This window comes from Pseudomonas sp. B14(2022), from assembly GCF_012030485.1.
Taxonomy (GTDB): Bacteria; Pseudomonadota; Gammaproteobacteria; order Pseudomonadales; family Pseudomonadaceae; genus Aquipseudomonas.
The window spans coordinates 18400-40511 of sequence record NZ_JAAUVM010000016.1 but is presented as its reverse complement, the minus strand read 5'-3'; the positions used below and the strand labels follow the sequence as shown (position 1 = coordinate 40511).

The following is a 22112-nucleotide window of genomic DNA, read 5'->3' as shown; positions in this document are numbered from 1 at the left end:
AATACTCAAAACTATTTCAATAGGGGGGGTTAGGCTGCGCACTATAAGGCCCTGCTCGCGGGAGGCAGTATTCGACTAATGGCTAACGCGGTGAAACAGTAAGGTTCATAGCTTTTTTGTGCGGGTATTCACCCTGCTTATAATGTCGCTCACGAGTTGTAGTGTATTTCACGGATTAAATAGATGATTCGGTTCAGCCGATAAGTTGAGTCTTAATTAAATCTGCATTCAATAACGTGCCGCTGCGTTAGTACGGTCTTAGCTGTAAGTTAGATCAACGGCAGCGGCATTTTTCCAGTGCAGTATCAAACCACAGGCTGCCGCCGATCAGCAGACCCCGGAACCGGTGCCTTGCGACGGGGTCAGCGTTGGTGAAATCCTCATGCGCGGCAACACAGTAATGAAGGGCTACCTGAAGAATCCCGAAGCCACCCGTTGCCGGAAACCTCGACGGGCAAGATCCAGAAGTTCGTGCTGCGCGGCTGGGCCGAGGCGCTTTGAAAGGAGCCTGTTTGACCGATGAAACGTCAGTACGTCATCAAGGGCGTCGCCGTCATACAAATGTCATTTGGAGGCCCGGCATTGACTTGGTTTTACACGATTAAATCCCAGGCAAAGAAAAGCCCGCGATGGGGAGTGCGGGCTTAAAGGGATGTTCACCAGGAGCTGGGTTAACCCTAGACGCTCGACTGTGAAAGGTATGTGAAAGGGCGCCAGTCGCTAAGGGCTCGCGTCAACCGTGGATAATTGACTGTGGCAATGTCGAGTTCTATTCCGGCGACACTCAAGGCAGCTCCTAATCATCAACCTCCCTTGCTTCATGGCTTTTGGAGCATCGCTTCCACTTGCGCAACGGTTACACGCGCAATGACGCTGTCCGGAATTTTCGAAATATCGGATAAGTTGTAAACCATGAAGTCATCCCCCATGACTTTCTTGGACATCAACTCAAACGACGGAAGTATGCGGGTGTCATAGTGCTGGTCGAGCCCGCAGGGAGAGTTTATGGAGTCTTTCGTTTCGTAAAACCTTCCCGAGTTTTCGTTCAGGTCGACTCCAACCAGAAAAACCTTGGAGAACCCGACGTGAAATGCCAGCTGTATCGCCAGGTAGGCCACGGTTCGAGCATCAAAAAAGCCCTGGCTCATGTCCTTGCTGAACCCGATCGGCCGTTTCCGAAAGGTGATCAAGGAGTGATCGGTTACCAACTCTTTTTGTCTCCCGAGCGCCACATCGAGCCACGACGGTTTTGTAGCCTTGGATAACGGGTAGAACTCCCCGGTTGGAGGAACGCGGGATGATCGCGCATGGTCTTCCCATAGCGCGACCCTTTGGCTGACCGCCATGGCGTAGTTGAATAAATCCGGCTGTTGTGTGGAAAAGCTTCTGTCCGTGCAGGCGTAAAAACTCGGTTTGATGTCGGTATTCATAAACATCGAAATCGCCCCATTCATGGTAATCATGGGGACGTGTGCAAATTTTTCGAGGGGAAATGATTTGGCTGACGGGCCGGAAGCAATAATAAAAACCGCACCTGACTCGGCATTCCGACAGGCAGCAAAATCGTGCAGGGTCAGTGAGGGTACGCTTGAACGCCACGGCGCTGACACGGGTGCAAACACAGCCAGCTTTTTGTCGGCAACAGGCTTGGCCTCGACGAAGGGCGTCTGTTTCATCCGATCTATCCGCGTAGTGAAAGGAAAATACATACATCAGCCGACCAGGGCTCGACAGCAGAGTTCCTTTATAAAAAAGAATACCTAACCGCGGCTTCACCAGACGTTCGGTATCTGTGTAGGGCCTTTCCCAGAAGGGGAAACGCATCAACACGCAACAACCTTCAGAACGTCTGCCCCATGGAGAACTGAAACACTTGTTTGTCCGCGTTCTCCGGCGTGCGAATCGGATAGGCCAAATTCACACTCAGCGGTCCCAGCGGGCTGTACCAGGTCACTCCAACCCCCACCGAACTGGCCATCTGGCCCAGGTCCACGCTGCCGCAGCCCTGTGTCGTGCTGAGGTAGCACTTGTCCGAATACACCGTCCCCACGTCCCAGAACAATGAGGTGCGCACGGATTTGTTGTCTTTGATGAAGGGCACCGGGAACAGGTATTCCGCGCCGCCGGTAATCAGGATATTGCCGCCCAGCGACTCGGTGTCCCGATCCGAGTAGTACGCCTGCCCGGCACTGGCGTAGGCACCGGTAGCCGGGGTGTTGCGCGGGCCGAGAGTGCCGCTTTCAAAGCCGCGCACCGTGCCTTCGCCGCCGGCGGTGTAGGTTTCATAGAAGGGCAGCCCGTCTGTGGAACCATAGCCGCTGCCGTAGCCGAGCTTGGTGTGAAAGCGCAGTGATGTGTTGTTGCTGACAGGCAGGAACGTCTGCCCCGTGTAGTCGATTTTGTAGAAACTCAGGTCGCTGCCGGGCACCGTCACCATCAGGTTGAGGTTTTGCGAATGCCCGCGAGTCGCCAGCACGCCTTTGTTCAAGGTCGACTCCGACCAGCCAAGGTTGGCCTTGAAGTTGGTGAACTCCTTGCCTTCGCGCTCGATAAAGTCGTAGATCTCGTCGGCGCTGTAGGTGCCCGGTTCGATGCTGTCGTGTTGTACGGTCAGGCCAAAGTTTAAGCGCGAGGTTTCATTGATCGGGTAACCGAGGGTGGCGCCCAGGCCAAAACTATTGATGGCGTAATAGGACACCCCGTCATCGTAGTACTTGTTGTAGTCGGTATTGCTGTAGAACGCGTTGTAACCCAGGCTCACCCCGTCGGTGGTGAAGTAGGGATCGGTGAAACCGATGTTGTACTTGCTCTGGTAGGACGAGCGGGTCAGTCCCAGGCTGGCGTAGTTGCCGGTGCCGAGGAAGTTGTTCTGGGTGATCGAGCCGCCGAGGATCAGCCCCGAACTCTCGGCAAAGCCGACACTGGCGGTAATCGAACCGGACGCCTGTTCTTCCACGGCGTAGTTCACATCCAGCTGGTCGTCGATGCCCGCCACCGCAGGTGTCTCGACGTTCACATCCTTGAAGAACCCCAGGCGCTCCAGGCGCACCTTGGACTGGTCGATCAGATAGGTCGACGCCCAGCCACCTTCCATCTGGCGCATTTCCCGCCGCAGCACCTTGTCGTCGGTCTTGGTATTGCCGCGGAAATTGATGCGATTGACGTAGGCCCGCTTGCCGGGGTCGACGGAGAACGTGACGTCAACCGTGTGGTCTTCATCGTGGGCCTGCGGCACGCCGTTGACGTTGGCGAACGTGTAGCCTTCATTGCCCAGGCGGCGGGTAATCAGCTCCGAGGTGGTGGTCATCAGTTTGCGTGAGAACACCTGGCCCTTCTGCACCAGCAGCAAGGACTGGACCTGGTCCTGCGGGACTTTCAGCTCACCACTGAGCTTCACCTCGCGCACCGTGTATTTCTGGCCTTCCTGGATGTTCACGGTGATGTAGACGTGCTTTTTGTCCGGCGTCATCGAGACCTGGGTCGAGGTGATATCCATGTTGATATAGCCACGGTCCAGGTAATAGGAACGCAAGCGTTCAAGGTCCCCCGACAGCTTCTCCCGTGCGTATTTGTCGTCGTTCTTGAAAAACGACAGCCAGTTGCTGGTCTTGAGGGTGAACTGGTCGATCAGGGCATCGTCGGGGAACACCGTGTTGCCCACCACGTTGATGTGCTGGATCGACGCCACTTCACCTTCATCGATCTTGATTTTCAAGCCCACACGGTTACGCGGCTGAGCCACCACCTGCGCGTCGACCGACGCCGAGTATCGGCCCTGGGCAACGTACTGGCGCTGCAACTCGTTGCGTATCCCTTCCAGGGTGGCGCGCTGGAAAATTTCGCCCTCGGCAAGGCCCGATTGCTTCATGCCTTTCATCAGGTCATCGGTGGCAATCGCCTTGTTGCCCTCGAACTCGATACTGGCAATCGAAGGACGCTCGACTACATTGATGATCAACACATCGCCTTCGCGGCTCAGTTGGATGTCCTGGAAGTAACCGGTCTTGAACAGCGCGCGGGTCGAGTCCACCAGGCGCCGGTCATCCGCTTCGTCGCCGACGTTCAGGGGTAACGCCCCGAACACGCTGCCCGCAGAGACCCGTTGCAGGCCGTTGATTCGAATATCCGAGATTTTGAAGCCTTGGGCGAGTGCCAGTGAGGCATTGAGCAGCAGCGCAACCGAGCAGAGCAGGCGCGAAAAATTCATCAAGATCTTTTCCAGAACACATCGACAAGCAGCGCCGGCACGCATGGACAACTCGCCGCGCGGCCAGACTGGTGAACATCCAGCATACGAGCGAGGGGCGTTTGGTGCGGTTAACCGAATGTCAAGTTAGGTAAAGTTTGGCCTGGGATACCGATGCCGGGCCGATAATGCGCACCCCCCCACTGACGAGCCCGAGATGATCCGCGTACTGTTGGTCGACGACGACCAGGAATTGACTGACATGCTGAGCCAATACCTCGCGCGCGAAGGCTTTGAGGCCACGGCTGTGCACACGGGGGAGGAGGGCGAGGTGGAGGCGCTGTCGGGGCGCTACAACATTGTGGTGCTGGATGTCATGCTGCCCCAGCGCTCGGGCATCGAGGTGCTCCGGCGCATCCGCGTCGTCAGCCAGGTGCCGGTAGTGCTGCTCACCGCCCGTGGCGACAACATCGACCGCATCACCGGCCTGGAACTCGGCGCCGATGATTACGTGCCCAAGCCCAGCTCCCCCGGTGAACTGGTCGCGCGCCTGCGCGCCATCATGCGCAGGGTGCAGCCGATGGGCCAGCCGACCACCGAAGTGATCACGACCGGCGCGCTGGTGTTGTGGCCCGGCAAGCGCCAAGCGCTGTGGAACGGCCTCGAGCTGGGCGTGACCAGCACCGAGTTCAGCCTGCTGGAAGAGCTGGCCCGCAGCGCCGGCCAGGTGGTGAGTAAAAAGGACCTCTCACTCAATGCCCTCGGTTGCCCGCTGACCCGCTACGACCGGCGCATTGACGTGCATATCAGCAGCATCCGGCAAAAACTCGGGCCGCGCCCGGACACCAAGGCCTGGATCCAGAGCGTACGTGGCCTCGGCTACTTGTTGATTGCCGAATGACCCGGCCCAGCCTGCTGTTCTGGAAACTGTTCCTGGCCTTCTGGCTGGCGACCACCTTGACCTTCCTGGTGGGCGTCGGCGTGCTTGAACTGGGCCGTTTCCAGCCGAATGACCCGCATGTTGAAGCCATGTTGGCGGCCGAAGACAAGCTGCTGCAACAATTCGGTGTCGAGGCGGGCGGCCAGCTCCTGGCGGTGTGGGAGCGCCCGGCGGATGAGGCCATCGGCGTCTACAACAGTGCCGGTCAATTGCTGATAGGTGGGCCCGTGGCGCAGCCGGTCTATGAGCGAGCGGTCGTCAGCAAGGAAGGCCTGGCGCTTTCGATCAGGTCGACCCACGCACCCGGTAACCCGCCCGACCGGCCCTGGCACCAGATCCCGCTGATCATCGGCACGTTGATGAGTGCGCTGTTCAGCGGCTACATGGCCTATTACCTGGCCTGGCCCCTGGCTTACCTGAAGCGCGCCATGGGCGATGCGGCCCAGGGACGCTTCGAAACCCGGGTCAAGCCCGCCATGGGCAAGCGTCGCGACGAAATCGTCGACCTGGCGGAAGACTGCGACCGCATGGCCAACCAGTTGAAGGTGCTGGTGGAGGCCCAGCAACAGCTGCTGCACGACATCTCCCATGAACTGCGTTCCCCGCTGACGCGCATGCAGGCGGCCATCGGCCTGTTGCGCCAGGACGCCGCTCGCCTGGAAATGCTCGAACGCATCGAGCGTGAATCCGAGCGCATGGACACCCTGATCGAAGCGTTGCTGACCCTGGCGCGCCTGCAGGGCCGCCCGGAAAGTATTGAGCGCGAGCCCGTGGATATCGTCGAATTGCTGGCGATGATCGTCGACGATGCCCAGTTCGAAGCGGGCATCAAAGGCTGTCGCGTGCACCTGCAGGCGTGCCCGCCGTTTATCGCCTGCGTCAGCGGTGAGTTGTTGTACCGCTGCTTCGAGAACGTGATCCGCAATGCCGTGCGCTACACCCGGCCGGACACCACCGTGGGCGTGTCGGCGCAGGTCAACCCTGACGCGAACCGCCTCACGGTGCAGATCACCGACCAAGGACCGGGCGTCCACAATGACCGGCTGCGCAGCATTTTCCAGCCGTTCGAGCGTGGAGTGGGCGACGCCAGCGTGGGGTTTGGCCTGGGGCTGGCCATTGCTGCGAGGGCCGTGCAAATGCACGGTGGCAACATCCTCGCGCGCAACGAGCCGGGCGGTGGGCTGACGGTGGAGATCACCCTGCACAGTGCGCGATCTTTACACGACATTACATTGGCTTGACCGCCCTGTACGTCGCGCCTCATTAGACTTGTCACCCTTGATTGAGTGGAGGTGGCGATGTTTCAGGTGCATAAAAAGGGCTTTGTGCCCGGCAGGAAAATGGTCGACGGCCTGGTCCCTTACGACTTCTTTTGCGAAGACAGCCCGGCGATCAATCTGTTTGTGTTTACCGGCGCCGCTACCCCGGGCGCCACGGTCGAGGAACAGACCCTGTGGGGCTTCACGCGGTTGGAACGTTTCGAGGCGATGACCCACACGTTGGTGAGTAACAAGCAGCACGCCGGCTGGTTTCAAAGCGTCAATGTGCTCACCGGGCCTAACCAGAACGGCACGCAAAGCGTGAAGTTCCAGCGCGTGCTGAAAATCATCAAACACGCCAGCCCGGCCCGTAAGGCCGACTACGAGATCCTCACCGACGAAGGCGACACCTATTTCACCCGCCGAGCGGTTGCCGAAAACAGCGCGCAAACCGTCATCTATTCGGCCGAGCCATAACGCCAACGGTGGGCTGCATTCGCCTCAAGCAAAAGCATCTCGCCCACGTCCCGCTGGGTACTTCCGCCCACCAATGGGGCGTCTTCTGCGCCATTGGGTAGCAAATTCCCACGCGACTTTTCAACGCCAGCGCCAGCTTTTTCCCTTCTATCCGATCTGAATCAATCACTTGGCTCCTCTCCGAAGCCGTTGGCACGCATCCTGCTTTTTGTATTCGTGGATAATTGGATACAAAAATTCAAAAGGTGCTGCCGATGCAATTCGCTTCCGCTTACGTTGACCGCCAGCCCCTCACTGCCGAGGAGGAGGCCTACAACTTTCTGCTTGATGCCATTTGCAGCGGTCGCTACCGCAAGGGTGACCGGCTGATCGCCGAAGACATCGCCAGCGAGATCGGCATGAGCCGCATGCCGGTGCGTGAAGCTTTCCGCCGCCTGGACGCCCAGGGCCTGGTGACCCTGCGACCCAACCGTGGCGCGATCGTCAGCGGTTTGGATATCGATGAGCTGCACGAAGTGTTCGAGATGCGCAGCGCCCTCGAAGGCCTGGCGATGCGCGTGGCCGTCGGCCGTATCGGTGAGCGTCAACTCGCGGCCCTGGAGCGCATGCTCGACGCGATGGACGACTACCGCGATGAGAGCGCCGCCTGGGTCAGCCGCCATCGCGCGTTCCATGAATACCTATGCAGCCTTAGCGGCCGCCCGCGCCTGATGAAACAGATTTCGGCGTTGTACTCCCTGGTCGAGGCACCCATGCGCCTGTGGCTGCAGCACGGTGAAAAACCCCTCAGCGCCCGCCAGGAACACGCGGTGATCCTCGACGCGATTCGTGCCGGTGACGCCGCCCGTGCCGAAGCAGTGGTACGCGAACACATCGAAGGCACCGTGCCGGCACTGATCCAGTTCCTGCAAACCGAACAATAAGAAACACCCGCTGTGTTTTGACGTTGAGCCCTGCCCCGTTATTCAACGAACTGGAGTGTCTGGTCATGCATAAATGCCGCGCCTTGCTGGTGGCTGTCTCCTTCGGTCTCTGCGCACAAGGGGCCTTTGCTGCGCCTCAAGTGCCGGATCGTCTGCAAAAAGTCGACAAACTTGTCTATTGCTCGGGGATGGATTCCCCGCCTCTGGTGTCCTTCGACGAAGCCCAGAAACCCCGAGGGCTCACCGTCGACCTGGGCCTGGAAATCGCCAGGCGCCTGGGCGACAAGCAGGTGCAATGGCGGGTGATTCCGTTCTCTGGGCTGGTGCCGGCGTTGCTCGCCCAGCAGTGCGACATGATCGTCGACCAGCTGTTCGACAAACCCGAGCGGCGCCAGGTGATCGACATCGTCAACTACATGTATTCCAGCCAGTCGGTGGTGGTGCCCAAGGGCAACCCCAAGGGCATCAAGGCGCTGGATGACCTGTCCGCACACAAGGTCGCGGTGCTCAACGGCTCCACCATCAAGACCCTGCTCGATACCCACAATGAAAGCCTGGCCAAGGCCGGCAAGCCCCCGATGAAACTGGTGGTCTACAACACCGACACCGATGCCTTCCAGGCCCTGCGTATCAGCCAGGTCGACGCCTACGGCACCACCGTGGAAACCGCCGGCTACTACGCAGCAATGGCCCCGGACTTGTTCCAGGAGGGCGTGCCGGCGTTCAGCCGCATCCTCACCGGCCTGGGCATACGCAAGGACGACCCGCAACTGACCGCCGCCGTGCAGCAGGTGATCAGCGACATGCGCAGTGATGGCAGCTATGTGCAGTTGCTGAACAAATGGCATGTCAGCAGCGACACACTCGACTGAGGTTCTACAACAATGAATTTCAATTGGGATGTGTTCTGGCAGTACCTGCTGCAGCCTAGTGGGGTTTACCTCACGGGGCTGTGGCTGACGTGCCTGATCAGCGTACTGGCGATGCTGTTGGGCTGCGCGCTGGGGCTGGCGGCGGCGTTGTTGCGCTTGTCGAAGAACCCGCTGTTGCATCTGCCGGTGCGTTTTTATGTGTGGCTGATGCGCGGTACGCCGCTGCTGGTGCAGATCGTGTTTCTGTACACGGCGCTGGCGGCGGGCGGGATTTTCCGCTTTGAGGATATCGAGCTGTTCGGTTTGATCGTCCCCGGCAATATCCAGGCGGCGATCATTGCCCTGGGCCTCAACGAAGGTGCCTACATGGCCGAGATCATCCGTGCCGGTATCGGTGCGGTGGACAAGGGCCAATATGAAGCCGGGCGCTCCCTGGGCATGGGCTTCGCCAAGTTGATGCGACGCATCGTGCTGCCCCAGGCGTTCCGGGTGATCGTGCCGCCGCTGGGTAATGAGTTCAACGTGATGCTCAAGAACACCACCCTGGTCAGCGTGATCGGTGTGCAGGAACTGCTGCTCAGCACCCAGATGATCACCTCGGCCACCTTCCGGGTGTTCGAGCTGTACCTGGTGGTTGCCTTGTACTTCCTGACGCTGACCACCCTCTGGGGCTTTTTCCAGCGCTGGCTCGAAACCCGCTTCAGCCAATCCGACCGGCCTTCCGCGCCACCACCGGCAGCCAGTCGCATGTTCGGGCGCAGCACCCTGAAACTGCTGAGGGGACGATAACCATGGCGCACCAAAGTGACGAACTGATCATCGAAGCGCTGGATATCCACAAGTCGTTCGGCGCGCTGCAGATTCTCAAGGGCATCTCGTTGCAAGTACGACGCGGCGAAGTGGTGGTGCTGATCGGCGCCTCGGGCTCGGGCAAGACCACCTTTATCCGCTGCATCAATTTGCTGGAAGACATCCAGGGCGGTCGCATCCGCGTCAACGGCCGCGCCATGGGCTACCGCGAGCGCAGCGACGGCAGCCTGGTACGCGACTCGGAGCGCAACATCGCCCGCCAGCGCCGCGACATCGGCATGGTGTTCCAGCGTTTCAACCTGTTCCCGCACATGACGGCGCTGGAAAACATCATCGAAGCACCGATCCAGGTCCTCGGCACGCCACGTGCCGAAGCACTGGAACAGGCCCGTGGCCTGTTGGCGCGGGTCGGCCTGGCGGACAAGGCCAGCCATTACCCATCGATGCTCTCCGGCGGCCAGCAGCAACGGGTCGCCATCGCCCGCGCCCTGGCCATGAAACCCCAGGCCATGCTGTTCGACGAACCCACCAGCGCCCTCGACCCGGAAACCGTCGGTGAAGTGCTGCAGGTGATGAAAGAGCTGGCCGAGGAGGGCATGACCATGGTGGTGGTCACCCATGAAATGGGCTTTGCCCGGGAAGTGGCGGACCGCGTGGTGGTACTCGACCAGGGCGAACTCATCGAACAAGGGCCGCCGGAACAGATCTTCAGCCACCCCAGTCATCCCCGTACCCGGGCGTTTCTCAGCCGTGTGTTATGACTTTTTTTGAAGAGCCTTTGCCATGTTGAAATTTTCTGCTCACGAGTATCCCTATCCGTCGCAGCGCCAGAGCGTATTTGCCCGCCGTGGCATGGTCGCGGCGTCCCAGCCCCTGGCCGCCCAGGCCGGTATCGAGATCATGCAAAAGGGCGGCAACGCCATCGACGCGGCCATCGCCACGGCGGCCGCGCTCACGGTGGTGGAGCCCACCGGCTGCGGCCTGGGCGGCGATGCGTTTGCCCTGGTGTGGTGCAAGGGCCAGTTGCATGGCCTGAACGGCAACGGCCATGCGCCGGGCGCCTTGAGTGTCGAGGCGGTCAAGGCTGCCGGGCACGACCGGATGCCGCTGTACGGCTGGACCCCGGTGACCGTGCCCGGCTGCCCATCGGCCTGGGCGGAGCTGTCGCAACGCTTCGGCAAGCTGGCGTTTGACGAGTTGCTGCAACCTGCCATCCGCCTGGCCCGCGAGGGTTTCCCGCTGTCACCGGTGGTTGCCCACCAATGGCAGATATCCTTGAACGAATTCAGCCCGCACCGCGATGAAGTGCTGCAAGCCTGGTTCGACACGTTCCTCATCGATGGGCGCGCACCCCAAGCGGGCGAGATTTTCCGCAACCCGGCCCAGGCGCGCACCCTGGAAGAACTGGCCGCCAGCCGTTGCGAAAGCCTGTATCGCGGTGACCTGGCCGCACGCCTGGACGCCCACTCACGGGCCACCGGCGGATACCTGCGCGCCAGTGATCTCAAGGACTACCGCGCACAGTGGGTGGACCCCATCCACATCAATTATCGCGGTGTCGACGTCTGGGAAATCCCTCCGAGCGGCCAGGGCCTGGTGGCGCTGATGGCGCTGAACATCCTCGAAGGCTTCACCTTCGATCACCGCGACAGCCAACAGACCTGGCACCGCCAGCTCGAGGCCATGAAGCTCGCCTACAGCGACGGCCTGCACTACATCACCGACCCGCTGCATATGCGCATGGCAGTGGCCGACCTGCTCAGCGACGACTACAGCACCCGCCGTCGCAGCCAGATCGGCGAGCAGGCCCAGGCGCCCAAGCCCGGTGACCCGCACGCCAGCGGCACGGTATACCTGGCCACGGCGGACGCCGAAGGCAATATGGTCTCGTTCATCCAGAGCAACTATCACGGCTTCGGCTCCGGCGTGGTGTTGCCCGACAGCGGCATTGCGCTGCAGAACCGTGGACAGGAATTCAGCCTCGACCCAACCCACGCCAACTGCCTGGCGGCAGGCAAGAAGACCTTCCACACCATCATCCCCGGTTTCCTCACCAAGGACGGCCAGGCCCTTGGCCCGTTCGGCGTGATGGGCGGCTACATGCAGCCCCAGGGCCACGTACAGATGGTGATGAACCTGGTGGACTTCGGCCTCAACCCCCAGGCCGCACTGGATGCGCCGCGCTGGCAATGGCTGGGCGACATGAAGGTCGGCATCGAGCAGGGCGCCTCCCGCGACCTGGCCAATGCCCTGGCCCGGCGTGGTCACCAGGTGCAGATCGCCAGCGACCTCACTGACTACGGCCGTGGGCAGATCATCCTGCGCGACCCGGTCAGCGGCGTGCTGTGCGGCGGCACCGAACCGCGTGCGGATTCCCATATCGCGGTATGGTAGCCAAAGCAGGGCATGGCGCCGCCATTGCCCTGCCATTTTGAAAAAAGTTGGTTGAAGCCTGTCCCCTTTTTTCACCTCGCCTGTCATTACAGGCAAGTGAACAAAATCGAGAGCTTCTTCCAATGCCCGCAGTCCAACCCTTGCGCTTGCGCCCGTTGCTCAAACTGAGCCTGATGCTGAGCCTCAGCGCCAGCCCGTTGTTCGTCCCCGTCAGCTATGCCGAAGACAGCGCCGCGCGCCGCAGCTACCAAGTACCTGCCGGTAGCCTGAGTGCGGCGTTGACCCGTTTTGCCGGGCTGTCGGGGGTCAACCTGTCGGTGGACCCGGCGCTGGTCAGCGGGCGCAGCAGCAGCGGTTTATCCGGCGAATACGGCGTGGAAGAGGGCTTTGCCCGCCTGTTGCAAGGCTCCGGCCTGCAGTTGCAGCCCATGGGGGAGCAGGCTTACATGCTGGTGCCGGTGCCGGAGGGCGGCAGCCTGGAGCTGGCGCCCACGTCCATCCTCGGCACCACTGGCCTGTACGACGGCGACACCTACGCCGGTGGCCAGGTGGCGCGACGTGGTTCGCAAGGCCTGCTGGGCACCCGTGACTTCATGGAAACGCCGTTCAGCATGACCACCTACACCCAGGACGCGGTGAAAAACCAGCAGGCGCGCACCCTCGGCGACCTGATCGCCAGCGACCCGTCGGTACGCGCCACCAACCCGGCCGGCGGGCGTTATGAACAGTTCACCATTCGCGGTTTCAGCCTGTTCAACAGTGATGTGTCTTACAACGGCCTGTACGGCGTGCTGCCGACCTACACCATCGACATGGAAATGGCCGACCGCGTCGACATCTTCAAAGGCCCCACCCAGTTGATCAACGGCATCTCGCCGCGCGGCAGCGTGGGCGGCGGGATCAACGTGGTGCCCAAGCGTGCCACCGACAAGGACATCACCTCGTTCACCGGCACCTGGGCCTCCGACAGCCAGGCCGGTGGCGCCGTGGATGTGGGGCGGCGCTTTGGTGAGGACAACAAATTCGGCCTGCGCTTCAACGGCGTGAAGCAGTCCGGCGATACCGAATGGGACCACCAGAGCGTCGACCGTGAGATGGCCGTGCTGGGCCTGGATTTTCGTGGCGAGCGCCTGCGCCTTTCCACCGATATCGGCCGCACCGAGCGCGATACCGATGCGCCGCAGGAACGTGTGCAAGTCGCCGCTGCGGCGCCGGTGCCCAGCGCCAACGATGTACGCCGCAACTACGCGCAGTCCTGGAGCAAGGCGCGCACCAAGGACACTTTCGGTACGGTGAACGCCGAATATGACCTCAGCGATTCGGTGATGCTCTACGGCGGTGTCGGCGCGCGTAAAAGTAACCACGAGTTCCTGCGCCATGCGGTGTCGGTCAGCAACGCAGCGGGCGCGTTCACCGTATCGCCACGGGATTTCACCCGCGATGAAAACGTCCGCACCGCCACGGCCGGCGTGCGTAACTGGTTCCACACCGGGCCGGTGAGCCATGAGGTCAACCTGGCCGCCAGCTACTTCTATATGGACTTCACCAACGGCGGTGCGCGTTATGCCAACGCATCGAGCAGTCTCTATAACCCCGTGCAAACCCCGACGCCGTCTGTGGCCACACGCCAGGATGCGAAGGTGTACACCGAGAACACATTCAGCGGCGTGGCCTTGTCCGACACCCTGGGCTTCTTCGATGACCGCCTGTTGCTCACCCTCGGTGCGCGCTGGCAGCGAGTGATCGTGGACGATTGGAGCGACGGCATCAAAGGCAAGACCAACTACGACGAAGAAAAGATCTCGCCTTCGGGTGGCCTGCTGTTCAAGGCCACCGACAAGCTGTCGCTGTACGCCAACTACATGGAAGGGTTGAGCCAGGGCAAGATCGCACCGTCCACGTCGCGCAACGAAGACCAGATCTTCCCGCCGTTTATCAGCCGCCAGGTGGAAGTGGGCGCCAAGTACGATGCCGGTGCCTTCGCCGTCACCGCCGCCGTGTTCCGCATCAAGCAACCGGCCTACGAGACCAACGCCACGTCGCGGCTGTTCGGCCCCAATGGCAAGCGCCAGAACACCGGTGCGGAGCTGAGCGTATTCGGCGAACCGCTCAAGGGCGTGCGTTTGCTCGGCGGTGTGATGTACATCGACAGCAAATTGAAGGACACCACCAATGGCGCCTGGGACGGCAACCGCGCGCCGGCCACGCCCAAGTACAACGTCAATCTCGGGGCCGAGTGGGATGTACCGACCCTCGAAGGCCTGACCCTGACCAGCCGAGGCATCCACTCCAGTTCCCAATACCTGGACCAGTCCAACGTCAAGGAAATCGACGCCTGGAACCGCATCGACGTGGGCGCCCGCTACGCCTTCAAGGTCGATGACAAGCACATCACCCTGCGGGCGAACGTGGAGAACGTCGCCGACAAGCGCTACTGGAGTTCGGCCGGCGCGTCGGATGACAGCGAGCCGGGGCTGACCTTGTCGACCCCACGTACCTACCTGCTGTCTGCCACCGTCGACTTCTAGACGCGGTTAAAAATGTGGGAGGGGGCTTGCCCCCTCCCACAAATGAGAATGTTTTTTGATCACGCCGCACCGATATGGAATAGTACCCGCCGTTTTCCCCAGCCCGTCCAGTTGGGGTGTTTTAACGCCGAGGTACCTCCATGCGATTGCTGCGCTCCATCCCCACCCTTGCCGCCTGCCTGCTGGCGTTCTCTTCCAGCCTGCTAAGCGCTGCCCCTATCGACCTCAATGACGGCCAGCACGCGGTGCATCTACCCGATGCGCCCAAGCGTGTGGTGGTGCTGGAGTTCTCTTTTCTCGACAGCCTCGCTGCCGTTGACGTGACCCCCGTCGGCGCCGCCGATGATGGCGACGCCACCCGCGTGCTGCCGCGTGTGCGCCAGGCCATCGGCCAATGGAAATCCGTGGGCCTGCGTTCGCAGCCGAGCATCGAAGAAATCGCGCGGCTCAAGCCGGACCTGATCGTGGCCGACCTCAACCGCCACCAGGCGCTGTACAGCGACTTGGCAAGCATCGCGCCGACCCTGTTGTTGCCCTCGCGTGGTGAGGACTACGAGGGCAGCCTCAAGTCCGCCGAGCTGATCGGCAAGGCCTTGGGCAAAAGCCCGCAGATGGAAGCCCGCATCGCGCAGAACCGTGAAAACCTGAAGAAAGTCGCCCAGCAGATCCCCGCCGGTGCCAGCGTGTTGTTCGGTGTCGCCCGTGAAGACAGCTTTTCCGTGCACGGCCCCGACTCCTACGCCGGCAGCGTGCTGCAAGCCATCGGCCTGAAAGTGCCATCGGTGCGCGCCAACGCCGCCCCGACCGAATTCGTCAGCCTTGAACAACTGCTCGCCCTCGATCCGGGTTGGCTGCTGGTCGGCCATTATCGCCGCCCGAGCATCGTCGACAGCTGGAGCAAGCAGCCGCTGTGGCAAGTGCTGGGCGCGGTGCGTCACCAGCAGGTGGCCGAAGTGGACGGTGACAGCTGGGCGCGCAACCGTGGCGTGTTGGCCTCGGAGCAGATCGCCGAGGACGCCTTGGCGATCCTCAAGGGCGGCAAAGCCGTACTGAGCCAATAAGCATGGGCCGTGGTTTGGCCGCAGTCGGCATCGTAGTGCTGGGCGCCGTGTTGTTCTGGCTGTCGTTGTACAGCTGGTCGCCGTTCACCCTCACGGCGGCCGACGCCTGGAATGGCCTGATGCATCAGGGCAGCGTGGGCGGCAATATGGCCTATATCGTCGCCCAGTTGCGCGTGCCGCGTGCGGTGTGCGCGGCATTGGTGGGCGCCTGCCTGGGCTTGGCCGGGGCACTGATGCAGGGCATCACCCGCAACCGTCTGGCATCGCCGTCGCTGTTCGGCGTGACGGCGGGCGCGGCGTTGGGGCTTGCGTTGTTTTCCACGGGGTTGGTCGCGCCGCCGTTTGCCGGCGGTGCCTTGCTGATGACCTGCCTGGGCGGCGCGCTGGCCTGGGTCACGGTGTTCAGCCTCGGCGGTGCCTGGTCGCCGACCACGGCCCAAGGTCGGCTGGTGTTGGCCGGGGTGGCCGTCGCCGCGTTGTGTGCTGCCTTGACCCGGCTCACGGTGATCCTGGTCGAAGCCCAGGCGCAAAGCGTGCTCAATTGGCTGGCCGGTTCCCTGGCCAACGTCGGTGCGACGCAGGTGCAATTGCTCTGGCCGTGCACCTTGATCGGCGGCGTGTGGGCGTTGTGGTGCGCGCCACGCCTGAACCTGATCAACCTCGGCGAAGACGCCGCGCGCTCGTTGGGCGTGGGCATCGCCAGCCTGCGCTTGCAGGTGTTCGTCGCCAGCCTGTTGTTGGTGGGGGCGAGTGTCTGCGCGGTCGGGCCGATCGGTTTTGTCGGGTTGATCGCGCCGAATATCCTTCGCCAGTTCCTTGGTAACGACTACCGCTGGCTGATCCCGCTGAGTGCCGCCCTGGGTGCGGTGATCGTGCTGGGCGCCGACCTGCTCAGCCGCGCCGTGGCGTTCCCGGTGGAAACCCCGGCCGGGGTGGTCACTGCATTGATTGGTGCCCCGTTCTTCCTCTTTCTCGCCAGGCGTGCCCTATGACCCAGCCACGATTGCGCCTCTGGCTGCTGCTCGGTTTGTTGCTGCTGGCGACGTTCGTCAGCCTCAGTGCCGGCACCTTGTGGCTCACGCCCGAAACGGTGCTGGAGCGCCTGCTGGCCCATGACGCCCTCGACTTTGAAGTCTGGAACCACCGCCTGCCACGCAGCCTGATCGCGATCCTCGCCGGCTGCGCATTCGGCCTGGCCGGGGCGATTGTGCAGGGCGTGATTCGCAACCCGCTTGCCTCGCCGGAGATCCTCGGTGTCACCCAAGGTGCGGGGCTCGCGCTGACGGTGGCAATCATCAGTTGGCCGCATTTGCCGATTGCCTGGCTGCCCCTGGTGGCCTGCCTGGGCGGCGCCGGTGGTGCGTTGCTGTTGGCGCTGTACAACACCGGCGTGAGTTTTTCCGGCGTGCGTTTTGCGTTGTCCGGGGTCGCGATTGCGGTGACCTTGTCCAGCGTTACCGAGTTTCTGATCCTGTCCCACCCGCTGGACATCAACACCGCCTTGCTCGCGCTCACCGGCAGCCTGTGGAGCCGCAACTGGCACCATGTGGCGCTGGTGTTGCCGTTCCTGGTGCTGATCCCGCTGGGGTTGTGCCTGGCCAAGCCGTTGAACCTGATCGCCCTCGGTGATGAGGCGGCCCACAGCCTGGGCACCGCACTGAACCGCACGCGCTGGCTGGCGATGGCCTGCGCAGTGCTGCTCACCAGCCTCGGCGTGGGCGTGATCGGGCCGATCGGCTTTATCGGCCTGGTCGCACCGCATATGGCACGGCGCCTGGTCGGTGGGCATCATCCATTTTTGCTGCCGGCGTCGATGTTGATCGGCGCGCTGTTGCTGGTGCTGGCCGACACCCTCGGGCGCACGCTGATCGCGCCCAGCGAAATCCCCGCCGGGGTACTTACAGCGGTGATTGGCGCACCGTACTTTCTTTGGTTGCTGGCACGGTTCAAGGGCTGATCACATGAGTATTCTTCAAGCACGCGCGCTGGATATCGGCTACGGCGCCACCCCCATCGTGCAGGGGTTGTCGTTCACGCCACCGGCGGGCAAGGTCACCGCGTTGATCGGCCCCAATGGCTGCGGCAAGTCCACCTTGCTCAAGGCGTTTGCGCGCATCCTCAAGCCCACGCAAGGCGAGCTGAGCCTGGACGGCCAGCCCTACGCCAGCCTGTCCGCCCGCCAACTGGCCCGACACATTGCATTCCTGCCCCAAGTGCTGCCGGTGCCCGAAGGCGTCAGCGTGCGCCAGTTGGTCGCCTATGGCCGCAGCCCGCACAACTCGCTGTGGGGACGCCTGAGCGGCAATGACCAGGCCCATGTGACCCAAGCCATGCAACGCCTTGAACTCGACAACCTGGCCGACCGCGCCCTGGCGGACCTGTCCGGCGGCCAACGCCAACGCGCTTGGCTGGCGATGGTCCTGGCGCAAAACGCACCTGTGGTATTGCTCGACGAACCCACCACCTACCTCGACATCAGCCACCAGGTCGAACTGCTCGACCTGATGGGCGAACTGGCCGCCGAAGGCAAGACCGTGATCACCGTGCTCCACGACATCAACCAGGCCTGCCGCTACGCCGACCACCTGGCGGTGATGCACGCTGGCAAGCTGGTGGCCGATGGCGCGGCGGGGGAGGTGATCAGTGCGGAGTTGATGCGCCAGGTGTTTGAGGTGCAGGTGCAGATCATGCGGGAGCCGGTGGCCGGCACCCCCATGTGCCTGGTCGAGAAAAGTACCCGACCTCAAGCCTGAGCTTTATTTGCGGCCCAGGGGCAATTTGGATACGGTGCAAGCCTGCCCACAAGGATGTCCCCATGACCGAGCCCACCCCCAAGACCCGCCGCGCCCCCAAAGGTGAAAAACGCCGCGAAGAGCTGCTGGACGCGGCCTTGCAGGTATTTTCCCTGGAGGGCTACAGCGGCGCTTCAGTGGCAAAGGTGGCGGCCATCGTCGGTATTTCCGTGGCCGGTGTGCTGCATCACTTTCCCAGCAAAATTTCATTATTGATGGGCGTGCTGCAACGTCGCGATGAGGTCAATCAACGAATCGCCGATGAAGTGCGCGCCGAAAAGTCCCTGACCGGGTTGCTCGGCAGCCTGCGTGCGATCAACCGTTCGAACGCCACCGCACCGGGGGTGGTGCGGGCGTTTACCATTTTGAATGCCGAAAGTCTGCTCGACACCCAACCGGCGTGGGCGTGGTTCCAGGAGCGTTATGCGGGGATCCAGCGGCGCTTGCAGGGGCAGTTTGCCGACCTGGTCGCAGCGGGGGAGGTGCGCAGCGATGTGGACATCGCCGGGCTGGTGGAAGAAATCCTGGCCATGATGGACGGCCTGCAGATCCAGTGGCTGCGCTTTCCGGAGCAGGTGGACCTGGTGGCGCGGTTTGACAGCTACATCGCACGGGTCGAGGCAGCCATCAGAACCTGAGTCGAACACAGTCAACATGTGGGAGGGAGCAAACCCCCTCCCACAAGGATCAGTTGCCGGTGGCACTGCCCTGGCTGCTGTCATCGCTCATGTCATAGCCATCACCGTCGCTGGTGCCGCTATCCCCTTCATTTTGATGCAGCACACCGCCGGTCTTCACCGTCGATTCACGCAGCGTCGAGTTGAGCGCCGAGCGCGGCAGCGGGTTGCTCGTGGTGGTCGACAGTTCCTGGCGGAACGGGTTGACCAGCTTGGCGTTCAGGCGAATATCCTGGGACGACGCGCCCACCGACAGGTTGAAACTGTCGGCATCCACGACCCATTGCTTGCTCGCCACGTCGTAGTAGGCCAGCGAGCGATCGTTGAGCTCGATGGTCACGCGCTTGCTCTCGCCCGGCTTGAGGAACACCTTCTTGTAGCCCTTGAGTTCCTTGATCGCACGTTCGACTTTCGGGTTGTTCTGGCCCACGTACAACTCGGCCACTTCAGCGCCCGCGACCTTGCCGGTGTTGGCCAGGTCGAACGACACCTTGATCGGCGCACCAGCCACCGCTACCCCAGGGGTCACGCTGATGTTGCTGTAGCCGAAGGTGGTGTACGACAAGCCGTAGCCGAACGGGTAGAGCGGCTTGATGCCCTTTTTCTCGTAGCCGCGATAGCCCAGGAACAGGTCGTCCTTGTAGCTCATCTCTGCCAGGGTTTCCTGGTTGTCGAACTTGGGGAAGGTCGCGTAGATCGGGTTGTCTTCGATGTTGCGCTCGATGCTGATCGGCAGCTTGGCCGACGGGTTGACCTTGCCCAGCAGGATCTCCGCCAAGGCCTGGCCGCCGTTCTGCCCAGGGTAGAACGCATGCAGCGCGGCCGGTACCTGGTCGATCCAGTCGCTCATCTTCAGGCCGGTGCCGCCGTGCAGGGTAACCACGGTATTCGGGTTGACCTTGGCGATGCTCTGGATCAGCAGGTTCTGGTACTCGGGCAGGTCGAAGCTGTGGTCGAAGCCTTCACCTTCGTATTCATTGCTGTTACCGGCCGCGACCAGTACCGCGTCGTACTTGGCCAGGTCCTGCGGTGCCACCAGCGAGGCCCAGCTCATCTGCACGCCGACCAGGCCGCCCATGGTCGAGAGGTAGCCGTTGCGGCGTGAATATTCCAGCTTGATGTCGACCGGTTTACCGGCTTCCAGGTTGACCTTGGCAAACACCGGGATGGTCGGCGGAATGCTGTTGTTCGGCAGCGGCTTGCCGTCGCCGTTGTCGAGGACTTTCTTGCCGTTGACGTAGAGGCGCACGGCGCCGTCGGCACGCACCTTGAACACCTGCTCGCCGCTGACCGTCGGGGTGATCTGGCCGCTGTAGCGGATCGAAGTGGCGGCGGTATCGCCGTTCACCGGCAGGCTGTCGGTGGACCAGTCCAGGTCGACATGGGTGTCGGTGCGGCTGGCGGCCGGGTCGCCGGACCAGTTGGTGTTGCTGAAGAACTCGGTCTTCAAGCCTTTGACGCTGTTGCCATTGCTGTCGGCATGGGTCCAGGTCGAGGTGGCCGGGTCCAGGGACAGCCCGTCGATGAACTCGACCTTGGCGCCAGGCGCCAGTTGCTGCAAGCCGCTCAGCTCACTGATGTAGTTGGCGGCCATGACGTTGGCGCTGCCAAAACCGGTAGGCGGCGCGTACTTGGCCAGGGTGCCGACCACGGCGATGCGCTTGACCTTCTTGGCGTCCAGCGGCAGCAGGCTGTTCTGGTTTTTCAGCAGCACGATGCCTTCGCGCGCGGCGTTCAGGGCCACGCGGTTGCTGGTGGCGCTGTTCATGTTGTGGCTGGTCAGCGGCGCCTTGCTGTCGAACTTGTACAGGTAGATCTGCTTGAGGATGCGGCGCACCTTGTCATCGATGGTCGCGCTGCTCAGCTCGCCGCTGTCCAGGTACGGCTTGAGGATGGTGCTGTTCATCTGGTAGCCCATCATGTCCAGGTCGGTACCCGCCTGTGCCGCCGGCAAGCCGTCGACCACCGCGTTGTAGTCGCTCTGCACGAAGCCTGGGTAGCCCCATTCGGTCTTGAGGATGTCACGCATCAGGTGCTTGTTCTGGCACGCGAACTCGCCGTTCACCTTCTGGAACGCACACATCATCATCGCGACCTTGCTGTTCTTCGAGGCGGACTCGAACGGCGGCAGGGTCATCTCGCGCAGCACGCGCTCGCTGATGATTTCATCGAGGTGGAAGCGGTTGCTTTCCTGGTCGTTGGCGGCGAAATGCTTGGCGTTGGCCCACACGCCACGGGACTGAATGCCGTTGATCACCGCCGGCCCCAGGCTGGCGCCGAGGAACGGGTCTTCACCGGACAGGTACTCGAACGCCCGGCCGCTGTATGGCATGCGGTACAGGTTCACCCCTGGCCCGGTGACGAACTGATAACCACCGCTGGCGGTGTCGTAGCCCAGGGCACGGCCCAGGTCGATGGCGCGACGCGGGTTCCAGCTGGCGGCCAGGTTCGGCCCCGACGGGTAAACCACGCCCTGCGCGTTGCCTTCACTGGTGTAGCGCACGCCCACACCGCCATCGGCGCCGTGAATCTGCGGGATTCCGTACTGGGTCAGTGGCTTGACGTCCCAGCCCCCGGTGCCGCCGATGTAGGCGAGTTTTTCTTCCATGGTCATCTTCGCCAGGGTCTTGTCCGCAGCTTTTTCCGCGCGGCTTACCCGACCTTCATCCAGGGCAGGACTGGTGGCCGCATGCACCTGGGACACGGCCAGTGCCAGCAGGGCGAATGCCGACTGTGCACCGATCATTTTGCGTTTATTCATGGGTCTCTCCGACAACAGTTCAGTAAACATGGCGCGCCGAGAAGTGCGAGTTGAACCGCACCTCGTCACTTTTTTCTGGGCAATAGTTGCCCGTGATCGCAATTTTTAACCGATGGCTAATTGCAACTATTTGGCGAATTTCGCAGTTTTATTAGTGTAAAAATTGTATTAGTTATTGTTGTGGGTAGTGTCTAAGCGATATCACGATATAGCATTTTGAACCGCGAAAACCGCATAATTAAGGCAATTCTTGCGCTTGGAAGTCAAACAAAAGCTAATTTTTGCGTGAAATAAGAAATAATTTCTTACGTTCAGGAACTAAGGCTAAACCTACCAGTCGATTGGTTTAAGAAAATTTGTCGAGTCATGGCCAACCAGTGGCATTGCTCGATAGTTCTAAAGTGCCATGTTTACACAAGCTGTCATACACAA

The 22112-nt window shown here is 61.8% G+C and carries 17 protein-coding genes and 1 pseudogene; 15 read left to right on the top strand and 3 right to left on the bottom strand.

The annotated features are described in order from the left end of the window. Positions 1 to 322: 322 nt before the first annotated feature. Positions 323 to 433, top strand: a pseudogene (locus tag HCF10_RS21330) (hypothetical protein); the annotation flags it as partial. Between the two features lie 385 nt (positions 434 to 818). On the opposite strand, the gene HCF10_RS21325 reads toward HCF10_RS21330, so the two are convergent. Beyond that, complete coding sequence (locus HCF10_RS21325; RefSeq protein WP_145336265.1) at positions 819 to 1676, bottom strand: lipopolysaccharide biosynthesis protein; 858 nt, start codon at positions 1674 to 1676, stop codon at positions 819 to 821. Between the two features lie 164 nt (positions 1677 to 1840). Then, positions 1841 to 4207, bottom strand: a complete 2367-nt coding sequence (gene bamA, locus HCF10_RS21320; RefSeq protein WP_167656350.1) for an outer membrane protein assembly factor BamA — start codon at positions 4205 to 4207, stop codon at positions 1841 to 1843. 196 nt (positions 4208 to 4403) lie between these two features. Here bamA and HCF10_RS21315 point away from each other — a divergent pair, with 196 nt between their 5' ends. The 14 genes from HCF10_RS21315 (at position 4404) to HCF10_RS21250 (ending at position 18880) form a co-directional block, all read left to right on the top strand. Beyond that, positions 4404 to 5087, top strand: a complete 684-nt coding sequence (locus HCF10_RS21315) for a response regulator transcription factor (RefSeq protein ID WP_131698267.1) — start codon at positions 4404 to 4406, stop codon at positions 5085 to 5087. Beyond that, positions 5084 to 6367, top strand: a complete 1284-nt coding sequence (locus tag HCF10_RS21310) for a HAMP domain-containing sensor histidine kinase (protein ID WP_145336260.1) — start codon at positions 5084 to 5086, stop codon at positions 6365 to 6367. Before HCF10_RS21315 ends, HCF10_RS21310 begins: the two co-directional genes overlap by 4 nt. 57 nt (positions 6368 to 6424) lie before the next feature. Further along, positions 6425 to 6862, top strand: a complete 438-nt coding sequence (locus HCF10_RS21305) for a hypothetical protein (RefSeq protein WP_131698265.1) — start codon at positions 6425 to 6427, stop codon at positions 6860 to 6862. A gap of 254 nt (positions 6863 to 7116) precedes the next feature. Further along, the gene (locus tag HCF10_RS21300) at positions 7117 to 7785 is read left to right on the top strand and encodes a GntR family transcriptional regulator (protein ID WP_167656349.1); all 669 of its coding nucleotides are present in this window, start codon (positions 7117 to 7119) and stop codon (positions 7783 to 7785) included. Positions 7786 to 7850: 65 nt separating this feature from the next. Continuing rightward, the gene (locus tag HCF10_RS21295) at positions 7851 to 8657 is read left to right on the top strand and encodes an ABC transporter substrate-binding protein (RefSeq protein ID WP_167656348.1); all 807 of its coding nucleotides are present in this window, start codon (positions 7851 to 7853) and stop codon (positions 8655 to 8657) included. Between the two features lie 12 nt (positions 8658 to 8669). Then, positions 8670 to 9446 (top strand): amino acid ABC transporter permease, encoded by a 777-nt coding sequence (locus HCF10_RS21290; protein WP_015884889.1) that lies wholly within the window; start codon positions 8670 to 8672, stop codon positions 9444 to 9446. A 2-nt stretch (positions 9447 to 9448) separates the two neighbouring features. Continuing rightward, positions 9449 to 10228 carry an amino acid ABC transporter ATP-binding protein gene (locus HCF10_RS21285; protein ID WP_092485926.1) on the top strand — a complete coding sequence of 260 codons (780 nt, stop codon included), beginning with the start codon at positions 9449 to 9451 and terminating at the stop codon, positions 10226 to 10228. A 22-nt stretch (positions 10229 to 10250) separates the two neighbouring features. Beyond that, positions 10251 to 11861 (top strand): gamma-glutamyltransferase family protein, encoded by a 1611-nt coding sequence (locus HCF10_RS21280; protein ID WP_167656347.1) that lies wholly within the window; start codon positions 10251 to 10253, stop codon positions 11859 to 11861. A 122-nt stretch (positions 11862 to 11983) separates the two neighbouring features. Continuing rightward, the gene (locus tag HCF10_RS21275) at positions 11984 to 14389 is read left to right on the top strand and encodes a TonB-dependent receptor (RefSeq protein WP_167656346.1); all 2406 of its coding nucleotides are present in this window, start codon (positions 11984 to 11986) and stop codon (positions 14387 to 14389) included. 140 nt (positions 14390 to 14529) lie between these two features. Then, the gene (locus HCF10_RS21270; protein WP_131698260.1) at positions 14530 to 15450 is read left to right on the top strand and encodes a Fe(3+) dicitrate ABC transporter substrate-binding protein; all 921 of its coding nucleotides are present in this window, start codon (positions 14530 to 14532) and stop codon (positions 15448 to 15450) included. A gap of 2 nt (positions 15451 to 15452) precedes the next feature. After that, the gene (gene fecC, locus HCF10_RS21265) at positions 15453 to 16442 is read left to right on the top strand and encodes an iron-dicitrate ABC transporter permease FecC (RefSeq protein WP_167656345.1); all 990 of its coding nucleotides are present in this window, start codon (positions 15453 to 15455) and stop codon (positions 16440 to 16442) included. Further along, positions 16439 to 17407 carry an iron chelate uptake ABC transporter family permease subunit gene (locus HCF10_RS21260; RefSeq protein WP_131698258.1) on the top strand — a complete coding sequence of 323 codons (969 nt, stop codon included), beginning with the start codon at positions 16439 to 16441 and terminating at the stop codon, positions 17405 to 17407. Before fecC ends, HCF10_RS21260 begins: the two co-directional genes overlap by 4 nt. 4 nt (positions 17408 to 17411) lie before the next feature. Beyond that, positions 17412 to 18203 (top strand): Fe(3+) dicitrate ABC transporter ATP-binding protein FecE, encoded by a 792-nt coding sequence (fecE, locus tag HCF10_RS21255; RefSeq protein ID WP_131698257.1) that lies wholly within the window; start codon positions 17412 to 17414, stop codon positions 18201 to 18203. Positions 18204 to 18265: 62 nt separating this feature from the next. Continuing rightward, the gene (locus tag HCF10_RS21250) at positions 18266 to 18880 is read left to right on the top strand and encodes a TetR/AcrR family transcriptional regulator (RefSeq protein WP_131698256.1); all 615 of its coding nucleotides are present in this window, start codon (positions 18266 to 18268) and stop codon (positions 18878 to 18880) included. A gap of 49 nt (positions 18881 to 18929) precedes the next feature. On the opposite strand, the gene HCF10_RS21245 is transcribed toward HCF10_RS21250, so the two are convergent. Further along, positions 18930 to 21680, bottom strand: a complete 2751-nt coding sequence (locus HCF10_RS21245; RefSeq protein ID WP_167656344.1) for a beta-glucosidase — start codon at positions 21678 to 21680, stop codon at positions 18930 to 18932. Positions 21681 to 22112 lie beyond the last annotated feature (432 nt).

Excerpts from the sequence above, each read along its gene's own strand:
- HCF10_RS21260 (WP_131698258.1), top strand. The coding sequence starts at position 16,439 with ATGACCCAGCCACGATTGCGCCTCTGGCTGCTGCTCGGTTTGTTGCTG.
- HCF10_RS21275 (WP_167656346.1), top strand. The coding sequence starts at position 11,984 with ATGCCCGCAGTCCAACCCTTGCGCTTGCGCCCGTTGCTCAAACTGAGC.
- bamA (WP_167656350.1), bottom strand. The coding sequence starts at position 4,207 with ATGAATTTTTCGCGCCTGCTCTGCTCGGTTGCGCTGCTGCTCAATGCC.
- HCF10_RS21295 (WP_167656348.1), top strand. The coding sequence starts at position 7,851 with ATGCATAAATGCCGCGCCTTGCTGGTGGCTGTCTCCTTCGGTCTCTGC.
- HCF10_RS21245 (WP_167656344.1), bottom strand. The coding sequence starts at position 21,680 with ATGAATAAACGCAAAATGATCGGTGCACAGTCGGCATTCGCCCTGCTG.
- HCF10_RS21315 (WP_131698267.1), top strand. The coding sequence starts at position 4,404 with ATGATCCGCGTACTGTTGGTCGACGACGACCAGGAATTGACTGACATG.
- HCF10_RS21270 (WP_131698260.1), top strand. The coding sequence starts at position 14,530 with ATGCGATTGCTGCGCTCCATCCCCACCCTTGCCGCCTGCCTGCTGGCG.
- fecC (WP_167656345.1), top strand. The coding sequence starts at position 15,453 with ATGGGCCGTGGTTTGGCCGCAGTCGGCATCGTAGTGCTGGGCGCCGTG.
- HCF10_RS21310 (WP_145336260.1), top strand. The coding sequence starts at position 5,084 with ATGACCCGGCCCAGCCTGCTGTTCTGGAAACTGTTCCTGGCCTTCTGG.
- HCF10_RS21290 (WP_015884889.1), top strand. The coding sequence starts at position 8,670 with ATGAATTTCAATTGGGATGTGTTCTGGCAGTACCTGCTGCAGCCTAGT.
- HCF10_RS21280 (WP_167656347.1), top strand. The coding sequence starts at position 10,251 with ATGTTGAAATTTTCTGCTCACGAGTATCCCTATCCGTCGCAGCGCCAG.
- HCF10_RS21300 (WP_167656349.1), top strand. The coding sequence starts at position 7,117 with ATGCAATTCGCTTCCGCTTACGTTGACCGCCAGCCCCTCACTGCCGAG.
- HCF10_RS21285 (WP_092485926.1), top strand. The coding sequence starts at position 9,449 with ATGGCGCACCAAAGTGACGAACTGATCATCGAAGCGCTGGATATCCAC.
- fecE (WP_131698257.1), top strand. The coding sequence starts at position 17,412 with ATGAGTATTCTTCAAGCACGCGCGCTGGATATCGGCTACGGCGCCACC.
- HCF10_RS21325 (WP_145336265.1), bottom strand. The coding sequence starts at position 1,676 with ATGAAACAGACGCCCTTCGTCGAGGCCAAGCCTGTTGCCGACAAAAAG.
- HCF10_RS21250 (WP_131698256.1), top strand. The coding sequence starts at position 18,266 with ATGACCGAGCCCACCCCCAAGACCCGCCGCGCCCCCAAAGGTGAAAAA.
- HCF10_RS21305 (WP_131698265.1), top strand. The coding sequence starts at position 6,425 with ATGTTTCAGGTGCATAAAAAGGGCTTTGTGCCCGGCAGGAAAATGGTC.